Annotated in this window: 11 protein-coding genes; 3 read left to right on the top strand and 8 right to left on the bottom strand. The window is 61.6% G+C overall.

Annotated features, from left to right (window positions below; genetic code table 11):
* The first annotated feature begins 21 nt into the window (after positions 1-21).
* Together DES44_RS21510 and DES44_RS21505 are read left to right on the top strand one after the other, a co-directional pair.
* Positions 22-1,149 (top strand): hypothetical protein, encoded by a 1,128-nt coding sequence (locus tag DES44_RS21510; RefSeq protein WP_058934152.1) that lies wholly within the window; start codon positions 22-24, stop codon positions 1,147-1,149.
* Between the two features lie 216 nt (positions 1,150-1,365).
* Positions 1,366-2,154: an esterase/lipase family protein gene (locus DES44_RS21505; protein ID WP_058934153.1), complete on the top strand. Its 789-nt coding sequence runs from the start codon at positions 1,366-1,368 to the stop codon at positions 2,152-2,154.
* Between the two features lie 10 nt (positions 2,155-2,164).
* Here the strand turns inward: DES44_RS21505 and DES44_RS21500 are convergent, their stop codons facing one another.
* The 3 genes from DES44_RS21500 to imuA all read right to left on the bottom strand — a co-directional run bounded on the left by DES44_RS21500 (position 2,165) and on the right by imuA (position 7,769).
* Positions 2,165-5,323 (bottom strand): error-prone DNA polymerase, encoded by a 3,159-nt coding sequence (locus DES44_RS21500; protein ID WP_058934154.1) that lies wholly within the window; start codon positions 5,321-5,323, stop codon positions 2,165-2,167.
* Positions 5,324-5,410: 87 nt separating this feature from the next.
* Positions 5,411-6,901, bottom strand: a complete 1,491-nt coding sequence (locus DES44_RS25175; RefSeq protein WP_058934155.1) for a Y-family DNA polymerase — start codon at positions 6,899-6,901, stop codon at positions 5,411-5,413.
* Positions 6,861-7,769, bottom strand: a complete 909-nt coding sequence (gene imuA, locus DES44_RS21490; protein ID WP_116001860.1) for a translesion DNA synthesis-associated protein ImuA — start codon at positions 7,767-7,769, stop codon at positions 6,861-6,863. Before imuA ends, DES44_RS25175 begins: the two co-directional genes overlap by 41 nt.
* A gap of 342 nt (positions 7,770-8,111) precedes the next feature.
* Here imuA and DES44_RS21485 point away from each other — a divergent pair, with 342 nt between their 5' ends.
* The gene (locus tag DES44_RS21485) at positions 8,112-8,483 is read left to right on the top strand and encodes a hypothetical protein (protein WP_058934157.1); all 372 of its coding nucleotides are present in this window, start codon (positions 8,112-8,114) and stop codon (positions 8,481-8,483) included.
* A 95-nt stretch (positions 8,484-8,578) separates the two neighbouring features.
* On the opposite strand, the gene DES44_RS24780 is transcribed toward DES44_RS21485, so the two are convergent.
* The 5 genes from DES44_RS24780 to DES44_RS24765 form a co-directional block, all read right to left on the bottom strand.
* A complete protein-coding gene (locus tag DES44_RS24780) occupies positions 8,579-9,106 on the bottom strand; it encodes a hypothetical protein (RefSeq protein WP_147307170.1) in 528 nt (175 codons plus the stop codon).
* A gap of 275 nt (positions 9,107-9,381) precedes the next feature.
* Positions 9,382-10,233, bottom strand: a complete 852-nt coding sequence (locus tag DES44_RS24775) for a hypothetical protein (RefSeq protein ID WP_147307169.1) — start codon at positions 10,231-10,233, stop codon at positions 9,382-9,384.
* 148 nt (positions 10,234-10,381) lie between these two features.
* Complete coding sequence (locus tag DES44_RS24770) at positions 10,382-10,870, bottom strand: hypothetical protein (RefSeq protein ID WP_147307168.1); 489 nt, start codon at positions 10,868-10,870, stop codon at positions 10,382-10,384.
* 85 nt (positions 10,871-10,955) lie between these two features.
* Positions 10,956-11,801 carry an Imm49 family immunity protein gene (locus DES44_RS21480; RefSeq protein WP_157592935.1) on the bottom strand — a complete coding sequence of 282 codons (846 nt, stop codon included), beginning with the start codon at positions 11,799-11,801 and terminating at the stop codon, positions 10,956-10,958.
* A gap of 387 nt (positions 11,802-12,188) precedes the next feature.
* Positions 12,189-12,680, bottom strand: coding sequence for a hypothetical protein (locus DES44_RS24765; RefSeq protein ID WP_147307167.1), 492 nt, complete (start codon positions 12,678-12,680; stop codon positions 12,189-12,191).
* Positions 12,681-12,746 lie beyond the last annotated feature (66 nt).

Genomic DNA, 12,746 nt, shown 5'->3' with positions numbered 1-12,746 from the left:
CATCATCTCAAGGAGACCGTCATGGTGGCGAACGAAGCCTGGTACAGCAGTGAGGCCGGCGCACTGCGCTCAGCCAGTAGCGGAACATGGTCCGCCGTGTCATGGGCATCCGTGTTGGCCGGTGCCGCCGCCGCCGCCGCACTGTCGTTGATCCTGCTGGTGCTGGGCACAGGGCTGGGCCTGGCCGCCATGTCGCCCTGGGCCGGTGAAGGCGCACAGGCCCAGACGATCGGGGTGACCGGCATCGTGTGGCTGGCACTGACGCAGTTGGCCGCGTCCGGCCTGGGCGGCTATCTGGCCGGTCGGCTGCGGACCCGCTGGCGCGACACCCATGTCGATGAAGTGCATTTCCGCGATACCGCCCACGGCCTGCTGAGCTGGGCCGTGGCCACGCTGTTCACCGCAGCACTGCTGGGCGCCACCATCAGCGGCATCCTCGGGGCTGGCGTGAAGGCGGCCTCTACCGTCGCCGGTGGCACAGTGGCCGCCGCAGGAGCCGCAGGAGCCGCAGGAGCCGGCGCAGGGGTCGGTGCAATCGGCAGCGCAGGACGCGATGCCGGCTCTGCATCCATGACAGGCGGGGGCAGTGAGTCCGGCCTGCGTGACGCCACCGGTTTCGATCTGGGCTACTACCTGGATGCGATGCTGCGCCGGGATCCGGCTGCGACATCGGCAACATCGGCGACAGCGGCGGGCAACACCGCGGCTGGAAGCAGCATGGGCACCGCAGGAGCGGCTGGCAGCACGGGCAGCAGCAATGCGGGCCTGAATGGCGCCAACCCCGCCACGCTGCGGACGCAGCCGGATGTGGGCACGGCGAACCTGCTGCCGGAGCTCAGCCGTCTGCTGATGCACGCCTGGCGTCAGGGCGGCACGCTGTCGCCCGAAGATCAGCGTCAGGCCGGCGCGCTGGTGTCGCAGCGCACCGGGCTGAGCCAGGTGGATGCGGAGCGGCGCGTGAATGAGCTGCTGCAACGGGCTCGCACCGATGCGCAGGCCGCCGAGGCTCGCGCGCGTGATGCCGCCGACACCGCCCGCAAGGCCGCCATGCAGGCTGCGTTGTGGATGTTCGTGGCGCTGCTGATCGGCGCATTCACCGCCAGCTGGCTCGCCACCATCGGCGGCCGTCAGCGCGATCAGCACGATTAAGGCGTCATCCCCCTTCATCACTGGAGACTCTCATGCGATCCATTCTTCTGTATCTGCTTGGCGTGCCCATCCCCATCATCATCCTGATTGCGCTGATCCGTTAATTGCGCACGTGGTGTAGGTCACGTCCGACCTGATTTGCAGGCCTTCAGGGGGTTCCCAGCGCAGGACCCGGGCCTGAATATCGGGCTTCACTTGAAACGGGGTCCCTGCATCATGAAGTCCGCCATCCTGTCCCCGTCCTGGACCCTCCTGGGCATCGAGCCGTTTCGAGCGGCCTTCGAGTACGCCAGCAGCCGCTGGATGGACCACAGCCGCTTCGAAGCCGGCGACGGACATCCCGTCGTCGTGTTCCCCGGACTGGCCACCGATGCCCAGACGGTCTCGCCGCTGCTGGAGTTCTGTCGCAAGCTCGGCTATGACGCCCGCGACTGGGGCCGCGGCATGAATACCGGCCCCAGCGGCAACGTCGAGGCCTGGCTCGACACGCTGGCCGAAGAGGTCAATGACCGCTTCAGCCCCGCAGCGGACGGCATCACCCTGATCGGCTGGAGCCTGGGCGGCATCTACGCCCGCGAAATCGCCAAGCGCATGGCCTTGCCCATCCGGCAGGTGATCACCATCGGCACCCCCATCACCGGCGAAGCCGCGCAGACCAATGTGAGCCTGCTGTACCACTGGATCAGCGGCGCCGTGCCCGAACTGGATCCGGCATTCAAGCAGCAGTTGATGACCGCACCGCCCCAGCCCCTCACCGCCATCCACAGTCGCAGCGACGGCGTGGTGGCCTGGGAAGCCTGCCTGCAGCCCGAAGACCACGACCAGATCGAGAACGTGGAAGTGGACGGCAGCCATTGCGGACTCTGCTGGAACCCCGCCGTGCTCAGCATCATTGCCCAGCGGCTGGCGCAGGCGCCGATCCCGGCGCCCATGCCCCAGATCTCCCAGCCGACCTCCGCGCTTGGCGAGCGGGCCGCAGCGCGGCGCCTAGCCTCCGCGGCCTGAACGCTCGCCGTCAGTGGAAGTCCCGGCTCTCGGTCTGCAAGCGGCCGAGCAGCGGCGTGAGGTCTTCCAGGTGACCGGCAATGAGGTTGCGCACCTCGCCCTTGCGCTGCCATTGCCCCCGCACCGCCAGCAGCCGCGCATGCAGCATCACCTGACGCTGCCGCTGCCACAGCGCGCGGTGCACGATCACCTGCACATCCCCCGTCTCATCCTCCAGCGAAATGAAGATCGTGCCCTTGGCCGTCGCCGGCTGCTGCTTGACGGTGACGATGCCGCAGCCGCGCACCACCCGTCCATCCGGTGAGGCGTCCAGCTCCGCCGCCGTCATGAGGCGACGCTGCTGGAGCAGCGGACGCAGCAGCAGCAGCGGATGGCTGCGCAGCGTCAGGCCCAGCGACGCATAGTCAAAGACGATGTCCTCGCCCTCCGGCGCCTGCGGCAACTCCAGGAAGTCCTCCTGCACCGGGGCCGCGCGCAGCAGGGGCGGCGGTGCATGCTGGGCCGCGGCGTCCCACATCTGCTGGCGCCGGTGGCCGCTGAGGCTGGCCAGGGCATCCCCCGCCGCCAGCATCGTCATCTGCTGCTGGTTGAGGCCCGCCCGCCGCGCCACATCTTCCGCATCTTCAAAAGGCGCCTGCGCACGCGCCAGCCGGATCTGCTCGGCCGAGGCCTTCTGCAGCCCCTTCACCAGCCGCAGCCCCAGCCGCACCGCCATCGGCGCACGGGTCTGGGCCGCGCCGTTCCAGGCATCCGCTGCGCGGCTGGACTCGCAGGGCTCCAGCGTGCAGTCCCAGTCGCTGAACATCACGTCCGGCGGCATCACCACCACGCCGTTGCGCTTGGCATCCTGCACCAGCTGGCTGGGGGAATAAAAACCCAGCGGCTGGGAATTCAGCATGCCGGCCAGGAATTCGGTCGGGCGGTGGCACTTGAGCCAGCAACTGCTGTAGACCAGCAGCGCAAACGAGGCCGCATGGGATTCCGGAAAACCGTATTCCGAGAAGCCCTTGATCTGCTCGAAGATGGCCTGCGCAAAAGACAGTTCATAACCGCGCGAGGTCATGCCCTGCACGATCTTGTCGTAGTACTTCTGCAGACCGCCCTTGCGCTTCCAGGCCGCCATCGAGCGACGCAGGCCGTCCGCTTCGCCGCCGGTGAACCCCGCCGCCACCATCGCGATCTGCATCACCTGCTCCTGGAACACCGGCACGCCCAGCGTCCGCTCCAGCACCACCTTCAAGGCTTCGCTGGGATAGTCCACCGGCTCGAGCTGCTGGCGCCGCTGCAGGTAGGGATGGACCATGCCACCCTGGATCGGGCCCGGGCGGACGATGGCGACCTCGATCACCAGGTCGTAGAAGCAGCGCGGCTTCAGACGCGGCAGCATGCTGCGCTGCGCCCGGCTTTCGATCTGGAAGACGCCGATGGTCTCGGCACGCGAGATCATGTCGTAGGTCTTGCGGTCCTCCGAAGGAATGTCCTGCACGCCAAAGACATCGCCGTCCCGATCGCTGATCAGCGCCAGCGTCTTGCGCAGCGCCGTCAGCATGCCCAGCCCCAGCACGTCCACCTTCAGCAGGCCCACCGCATCCAGGTCGTCCTTGTCCCATTCAATGACGGTGCGGTCCGGCATGGACGCGTTTTCCACCGGCACCATGCGGGTCAGCGGCCCTTGCGTCAGCACGAAGCCGCCGGGATGCTGCGAGAGGTGACGCGGAAACCCCAGCAGTGTGCGGGTCAGGTCCAGCAGCTGACGCACCGCCAGCTGCTGCATGTCCAGCCCCACCTCGGCCAGTCGCGCGGCATCGATCTCCATGCCGTCCCACCACTGGTGATTGCTGCACAGCGCATCCAGCGCCTCCGGGTCGAAACCCAGCGCCTTGCCCACGTCGCGCAGCGCGCTCTTGACCCGGTAGGAAATGACCACCGCCGCCAGCGCCGCACGGTCCCGCGTGTATTTGCGGTAGAGGTACTGGATGACCTCCTCGCGGCGCTCGTGTTCGAAGTCGATGTCGATGTCCGGCGGCTCGTTGCGTTCCTTGCTGATGAAACGCTCGAAGAGCACCTGCATGCGGGCCGGGTCCACCTCGGTCACGCCGGTGCAATAGCACACGACCGAATTGGCGGCGCTGCCCCGGCCCTGGCAAAGAATGCCCTGGGAGCGGGCGAAGTCGACGATGTCGGCCACGGTGAGGAAGTAGTGCTCGTACTGCAGCTCCTCGATGAGCGTCAGCTCCTTCTCGATCTGCTCGCTGACCGACGCCGGAATGCCCTGTGGCCATCGGCGTCCCGCGCCTTCGTAGGTGAGGCGGCGCAGGTGCGACGCGGGTGTCTCCCCGTCCGGCACCACTTCGCTGGGGTAGCGGTAGCGCAGCTCGTCCAGGCTGAAGTCGCAGCGGGCCATCACCTGCAGGGTTTCCGCCAGCAGGTCGGGCGGGAAGCTGATGCCCAGGCGGCCCCGGGCGCGTAGATGCCGCTCCGCATTGCGCTCCAGGGCCTGGCCGCATTCGGTCAGCGGCTTGCACAGGCGCGTGGCGGTGAGCACGTCCTGCAGCGGCTTGCGGCTGCGCACATGCATGGTGACATTGCCCACGGCCACCAGCGGGATCTCGGTGAGCGCGCTCAGTTCACGCAGACGCAGCAGGCGGATCTCATCGTCGCTGCGCCGCAGTTGGTCCACTCCCAGCCAGCAGCGGCCCATGAAACGCGACAGCAGCCAGCGCGCCAGCGCCATCAGCGGCTGGGGCTGCGCAAAGCGGTCGGGGCAGGCCACCACCACGCAGTCGTCCAGGTCCTGCGGGCCGATGTCGCGCAGGGTGCAGCGGTAGGTGCCCTTCTCACTGGCGCGGCGCAGACGCGAAATGAGCTGGCAGAGATTGCCGTAGCCATTGAGGTTGCAGGCCAGCACCACCAGGGTGAAATCGCAGGGCGCTTCCTGGATCTCGAACTGGCTGCCCACCAGCAGGCGCAACCCGTGTTCCTTGGCCGCCATGTGGGCCCGGACCATGCCGGCCATGCTGCATTCATCGGTCAGGGCCAGGGCCTGATAGCCCAGCGCCTTGGCCCGCTCCACCAGTTCCTCCGGCCAACTGGCGCCCTTGAGGAAGCTGAAGTTGCTGATGCAGCGCAGCTCGGCATAGTCCGGCAACTGCGGCGCTTGACTGCCCATCGCCTGCGCGGCGGCGGAGAGATCCAGGGAGGGGCGGGGGGCCGCGGGGCGGTCCGCGGAGGATGACGTCATGCAGCCTCCGTCCCATCAGGCGTAGACGCCGTGGAGATACCAGGCGCCTTCACCATCGGCCAGGCGTTCCTGGAAGATGGCCAGCACGCCGGCGTTCTCGTTGACGGCGACCCAGTAGTCGCGCATGACGTTGCGGTGGCCGGGGTGGGGGGCGGTGGGCACCGTCACGGTGGTGTGGGCGGCGCGTGGGGCGCTGGCTGTGGCGGATGCGGTGGCGCTGGCTGGGGTGGATGCTTTGGCGCTGTGCGCCTTCTCCGTGGCATCGGTTCCCTGGGCATCGGGAGCCGGGGCGGCCGGGGCCTCGGGCAGGCGGTCCCACCAGCCGCCTTCGACTCGGTCCGGGCCGATCAGCAGGGTCAGCGGGCCTTGGTAGTGTGGGCGATGGTCCCGCACCGCCAGGCGCAGCGGCTCGTCCAGCAGGAAGGCCGGCTCGGGCGTCTGCGGCGCCGCGCAGGGGCGGGGCCGGCCGCCGCGTTTGGCGCGGCCCGGGTCGCAGGGCTGCCAGCGGGTCATCCATTCCAGGCGGTGATCGTCCGCGAGCGCGGGCTGCAACACCTGCTCCGGACCCAGCCGCGCGGCAATGCGCTCCAGCGTGAGGTAGAGGGTCTCGCCGGTGCGCACCTCGTCGGGCAGCAGCGAAGCGCTGTCCTCCTGCAGGGCCTGCACGCCCAGCGCTTCCAGGCGCAGCTCGCCGACCGGCGCCAGCAACTGGGTCTTGGCCAGATGCTCGGCCAGCAGACGGCAGAAATGCTCCAGCTCCCGGATGGGTTCGGCCGTGCGGACGGTCAACTGGCCGTGGTCGCCAACGTCCCGGGCTCGCATCGAGTCATGCACCCAGTGCAGGGTGATGCCGGTGGCGCCGGCATGCCGCGCGGCCAGCCAGCCGCACAGCTGCATCAACAGCGGGCGGGCGCTCATCAAGAGCGCCGGGGCGCGGTCTTCGCGACTGGGCAGTTCGAGTCGGGCATGGAAGTCTTCGGGCAAGGCCTCCCAGGCATGCACTTCCGGACGCAACCCGTAGGCCTGGTCTAGCGCGGCCAGCAGAGGCGCCCCGAAACGACGGCTCACGCCGCCGCGTGGCAACTGACGAAGCTGCCCCAGCGTACGCACGCCCGCGCGATTGAGCGAAGCCGCATGCGTCGCCGCAGCGGTCAGGGCGTCCAGCGGCAGCGGGTCCAGCACCGCCTGCAACAGCCGGTCGCCCAGCCCGGAGATGCCGCAGCGGGCCAGGATCAGGGCGGCAGTGGCGGTGGGCGCCCAGCCGATGCTGCACACGCCCAGGTCCGGCGCCTCATCGGCCAGCCGGGCCTGCAGCGCAGCCCGTCCGCGGAACAGACGCAGGCTGGCCGCCACCTCCATGACCACCGCATCTTCCATGCGGGCCACCCGGGGCGTGAACTGCAGACACCACACCGCCAGCCCGCGCAGTGCATCGGGCGAGACAGCCGGCGGCGCCTGCGGGTCGTCAGTAGGAGAGGGCGGAAGAATCAGGGCGACCCACAGCATGGTGGACCTCCTTCAGGGCAGACGCAGCGAGGGGGACCACGCCCGGCGCGGAGAGGGCAGCGGTGGAGGCCACCGCCGTGGAAACGCCAGGGGCCACGACGCGATCAGGAGCGGACCGCCAGTCGCTGGGCCGCATGACCCGGGGCGTCAGCACCAGTTCCAGGCCGCCCGGGATGGAGGGCAGCACCACTGGCTGTTCATGGGCGGGGCCTTTGCGCTTGATGAGGGTCACGCGCAGTTGCCAGTCCACATCCAGCTCGACGGTGACCCGCAGCGGGGCCGGCGAAGGGTCATGACGGGCTTGCAATGGGCGGAAGAGGAACACCGGGCCGTCAAAGGACTGCGCCAGCACTTGCAGACGACGCAGCTGTTCCGGCGCGGCCTGAGGCAACCAGGCCATGATGGCGCCGGCGGCATTGGACTTGATGAGCTGCTCAGCGCACCACAGCCGCTCCGACGGGGCGCGGGCGGAGATCCAGACGAGTTGACGGTCGTTCAGACCGAGGTGCATGAGGCCGGGCAGGTGCGGACGTTTGGGCGGACCGACCAGGGCGACTGCGGCGCCATCGGCCACCACCTCCCGCAGCGAAGGGCCGACCAGGCGCCATTCGGCCAGTGAGAACTGGGGCTGCAGGATCTCGGTGATCTGACGGGACGGCCATCCGCCGTCCGGCAGTTCAGCGTCCAGCGCGGGGAAACCGCTGGACCAGCGGGTGTTGCAGGACCGGCCCAGCGAGTCTCCGCGCCACAAGGCCTCCGCCACATGGGGCGGCAAGGGGGCGGGCGCAGACCCGGCGGCATTCTGGGAGGGGGACAGCAGTCCCGCTGGAGAGGGCAGGGCCCCCCCGTCGGCAAGCTGGGGTGACATGATCGAAAAAGACTGTATGGGCATACAGTATAGGAGTCGATGTCACGCCGGCAAGCAGGTTCAGGTCACCCGAACAGGGGCATGGGGCGGATGGCGGGCGGGATGCGGGAATCCGGCACGGAGGGCGGGTGCGGGGTTCGTTAGGCGGGCAAACCGCGGCAGCCCGGTTAGAGGTGAGCGGTGCTCTCAGGCTTGACAGATCAAGGTGAGCAGCCAAACGTGACATTTTGTGGCTTCGCTCCCCCGCAAGTGCGATGGAAATCGCTTCACCCCCGCGGCTCCAATTCTCCTCGGGGACGACCCACCCCACTCATTCAATTCAAAGTTCAGAGGGAGCTTCATATGCAAGGGTACGGAGGATCTTTCAGCAGCAGCGGCCAGTCATGGCAGCCGCATCCGTCGGGCCGAGTGGCCGGTTCACTCAAGATCGTCGGGTACCTGTACCTGGCCTTCGCGGCGTTGGCAGCACTGGCGCTTTGCCTGTCGCTGAAAGGCGGCATCGACATGGCTCAGCTCTCTACGATGGTCGTTCTGGGAGTGCTGGGTGCATTCCACCTGTTTCTGTCCAAAGCGGCGGACCGGAAGCAGGAATGGGCGCGATTCGTCAGCGTGGTCGCAGCCTTACCGCTGATGTTTGCCTTCCCGATCGGCAGCATCTTGGGCTTCATCATCATTGCCAATGCGCTGAAGAGTTGGGACGTTAATCCGGAATAAGGCTGCCTGCTGCTGGGGGACGCTGTTTAGTCAACTCCGTCCGTCACGGTGATCTGTCTTTGAGCATGTTGGTTATCGCGCAAAGATTTCCGCGACTACATTCCACTTTCACGGCGAACAAGGTCGTGTGAGTGGAAATTAGGTTCCAGCCAGAACGGCTTTTCGGTTAATGCTTCATAGTCAGCCAACGAGTGCATTTTTTCAATAGTCAGCCAAACATTATCTGATCTCACAAAGCGCACCGGCTGATAGATATTGAACGCGTCATTAAAAGCAAGGGCTGAATCGCAACTTTCAATAAAACTATCAAAGTATTTTGCGAAAACCTCTGCGAGATTGTTTTGGTGCCGGTTAAGTAAAGAACTTTTTGTGGATTCTAACCATTCAACAGAGCAGGCTGGCTTGGTCTCAAATATTGCTCGTATTTGATCCATTTTTGAACTTGCGGCGGATAATTCATCCAGCCTTAAATATCTTCGATAAAGGCGGTCCGTAATAAGGCTCCAGTCCTGCACAGTCCTTTCTTCGCCAATAAATGCTTGTACGCAGTCGAAGAATAGAACAGTGTCAGAAACAGTTCCCACCTCATAAACGGAACTTCCGCCCAAGATGCCAATATTCATGTGGGTACTTTCTGAGAGCTATCGAACATAGGCGTTCGGTCATTTGGGCCTGACGAATTCGGCCTACCGGACTAGTTGATTTCTCCGGCTTCCATGCGCCCGCCGCCTCAAAGCCGGCGCCAGGACGATACCGCGGATTTTCTTGGAACTCGCCTTGCATTTGATCCGTTCGTAGCATTCGCTGTTCATGGTGCGTTGGCTAGTTTGCGTCAACTCGTTTGCGTGGCTATCAACGACTCATCTTCCCAAAGATTAACATGCTTAGGTTGGATGGTTTAGCGAGAAATTGAAGAAAATATGGTCTCCCAGTTTCCTGAAATTGGTTGGCCGACAATATATCTTTGCCTGATGATCGCTAGGTCAAGCCGCATCTGCATCAGGTCCTGACCTAAATGCTTGTCTGACAGATCGTTAGGTGGGGCTGTCTTAAACGCAGGGTTACGGATGACGTCAAACTGGCTGTCGAAAAGCATTGTCTGTTCAGCAGTTGCTTGATGAAATTGCGCGCCAGGCGCAATGAAGTTAAGTACGTTGACCAGCCATTGACGGTGCGCGTTCACGTACTTGAAATTGCGGCGAGTCTGTAAGGCAGACCGAGCGAGATCAGCTTTTCCAGCAATCATGAAGAGCTGGATGGCTCTCAAATATCCCCCTTGTGCAATATAAGTGTTCCAATCCTCCCCTTTCATTTGAAGCCCGCAGTCCTTTATTTCATCGGCTGCTTCAACCAGCTTTAAGACGCCTGGGTCCGAATTACGTTCGATAGCTTCTGCAAGACTTGAAATCGCAAGAACGACGCCATGATTGCCCGGAAAGATCCCGGGGTTCTTCCAGCCATTCCTTGAATTTTCCGATCGAATGCTAAAACGTGGATCGGCTAAAGCCAAATTGGCCGATTCTCGCGTCCATTGAAGAAAAAGTGTCTTGTACGGGTGGTGCCATGCGCCAATCGCGACCTCGATGAACAATTCATAATTCATCCCAACAGCCAGTTCCGGGAGCGTCACCCGATGCCAATTAGCGAACCGTCCCCCGCTTAGTTCCTCAGCGGCCACAATGCTGGAGAACCCGGTGGCACTCTGAATATTTGCTAAGACGAAATTATTCCAAGCGTCGCGAAATTGCATCACTTCACTTCCGTTGGATATTTTGATTAGTTGTGGTTTTGTCGCGGACTGCGTCGAGTTCGGTAGGAAACCTACGCGCAAAGCGTTTGGGTGTCCCATTCAGTCAGAGATTGACTGCCCGGGTAATAGAAGGCCTTGTGGCACTGTTTCACGAGGGTTTTTCTAAAATAAATGGGGAGTCGCCCAAATTTACCCCAAGGCTCTCAAATTGATTTATGACACCGTCCAGAAACTTTTTCCTATTTTCTGCTTTATCGTCGCCGACTGTATCGCCAAAACTTAATCCGGAATTTTCTAATACCTCACGACCCAAGGCGGACAGCGCAACTTGTGGCCCGCCCCAAGCGACTCTTCCTGCGAACACTTCGTCGTAGTCAAATGGGTTAAATTTTCTTAGCTCTTGTGCGTAGTCCAAAGGCCCATGAAAACCAAACTCTCCTCCTTTGAACAAAACACCCTGCGGTAAAAGCTCAAGAATGCCAGACTTTAGTCCAGCATACATGAAATCGACCGCAATCTGGTGCGATTCTGACTCTGATAATGAAGAGGCTGACACTAAAAAGTTAGGGGTTATTGAGTCGTACGTTAGGAAACTTACAAGCCAAACTTCTAACCAGTCATATATCTCTTGTTTCATAGTGGGCCTTAGAGATTAGAGCGGTTTGGGCGCAGATTTGCATCTGTCGTACGCGTTCAGCGTCTTAGCTGCAGCTCAAGCAAACTTACTGGCGTTTGGGTGACCAATTCTCGTAATCGCCTTCAAAATGTGTCCAAAAATCGAATTCGGCTAAAAACGGCCATGGATCCACGTACGTAGGAAGCGGTGCTATCGGAAGCCATTGCCGCGGCACCCATGGCGAATCCACGCCGATTTCATAGCCGTTGCACCAAGCAATCTTTGCGTAGGTCGTCGCGTGTGTGGCGATGAGGTTTTCCGTCAGACCAAACGCAAAATCGAAGTTTCGTCGAGGGGCGAGCACGGGCCCCGCCAACTCGTCAAGTGCGGCCTTCATTCCCCTTTTGTCTCCCTCAGCCAACGCGAGGAAGAAGCGATGGTCGACCAACAGATCTTTCCATTCAGTTTCCGATGGGTGAGACAAGATGAGCGCGCAGCGTCGATGGAGCTCCTCCCATTCACGTCTTAAAGCAAGTGAGGTCTGATAACTATGGAAGGTTATCGTGGCCGGATCGTCCTTGTTCGTTGACTCGTTTCCCCTGAGATCATCTTCAACGAAGAATGGAACTCGATGATTGGAGTACCAAGCGATAGCGTCCAAGTGGTCAGAAATCAGCGCGAAGAGAGGTTCATAAGCGGGAAAGGAGGACCATGGGGTCATTTGAAACATCATTCGCCTTACTTTGGCGGCGACATAGGCCCATTGCTTAGCTGCGGCGAGGTCCTTGTTTTTAAACCAAGACAGTAGGCATTCAGTCTTTGCGTGAGTGAATACGAGACTCAGACAGCCAGAGCGAGAACCCTGGTTGCTGTTCAAGAGTTGAATAGCCTTATCTGCATTCCCGCCCGAGAGGTGATTGATCCCCTTCTTTATAAGGTCTTCGTAATTCAATTCTGCTCCTCAAATAATGAAATTATGGGGAGGTTGGATTGATCGTCTTAACGATATGGTCGCGGACCCAGCGCCGGAATCCACGACGTTTCAAGTCAGATGAGTCTTTATGGCTTGTTCTAAACGCCCCGGACTGACGTCTGGCGGGACGACCTCCGATGGATCGGCCGCGGTGGACATAAAGTCCTCACTTTTTCATTTTCGTCTCGTGGCCCTCACCAAGATTCCATCGCTGGTAATGGATGCCAAGGCATGCTTCATTTTCTTAAAAAACTCTTTCCGGTTTGCAAATCCAAACCGCTCAGCTGCAGCTTCGGACTGTTCATCCACGGTGATCTGAGGCGTGCGATCAGCAATCAGTTGCAAAAATTCGTGGAGTTGAAGAATTTATTTCCATTCTGAGTCAGCCACGCCTTCTAGCTCTGGAAATTGTTCCTTTTCCCAAGACCATTGCGGCTCTTCATCAATGCAGCTAAGCATAACGTCAAGTTTAAGAAGGCACCCAAATCCATTATCTACAATGCAGTTTGAGCTTCTGTCCTGGAGAATCGTTCCTAGTTTTCTCAGCGCATCCTTGGCAATACTTGGGTCTCTGTAGTAGACCGTTAGGGTAGATTTGCATGCTGTAAGCATGCTTTTATATGAGGCGCTTGGGCGAGTCCAATCCATTATTTCGCGGATTAGAAGGCAATCGTCAGCCTTGTGTTCGATAGCCAAGCGGCTTTTGCCCGCTCCCTTTTGGGCAGAAAAGTCAAAGCTAAAGCCGCGGGAAGTCGGAATTACATCGACGTTTAGGGAAAGATCTTCTGCTAAAACGGTTAGCGCACTTTTGTCTAACGAAAATTCAGGAATGAAAACGATCAATTCTTTCGCAGACATTTTTTCCCCATTCGAATCGCTACAGAGTGCGTCAAATTTAATTGAACCTGGAATATGTCGGAGTGC

The organism is Roseateles depolymerans, assembly GCF_003387155.1.
Lineage (GTDB): Bacteria > Pseudomonadota > Gammaproteobacteria > Burkholderiales > Burkholderiaceae_C > Roseateles > Roseateles depolymerans.
This window is presented reverse-complemented; position numbering and strand designations above follow the sequence as displayed.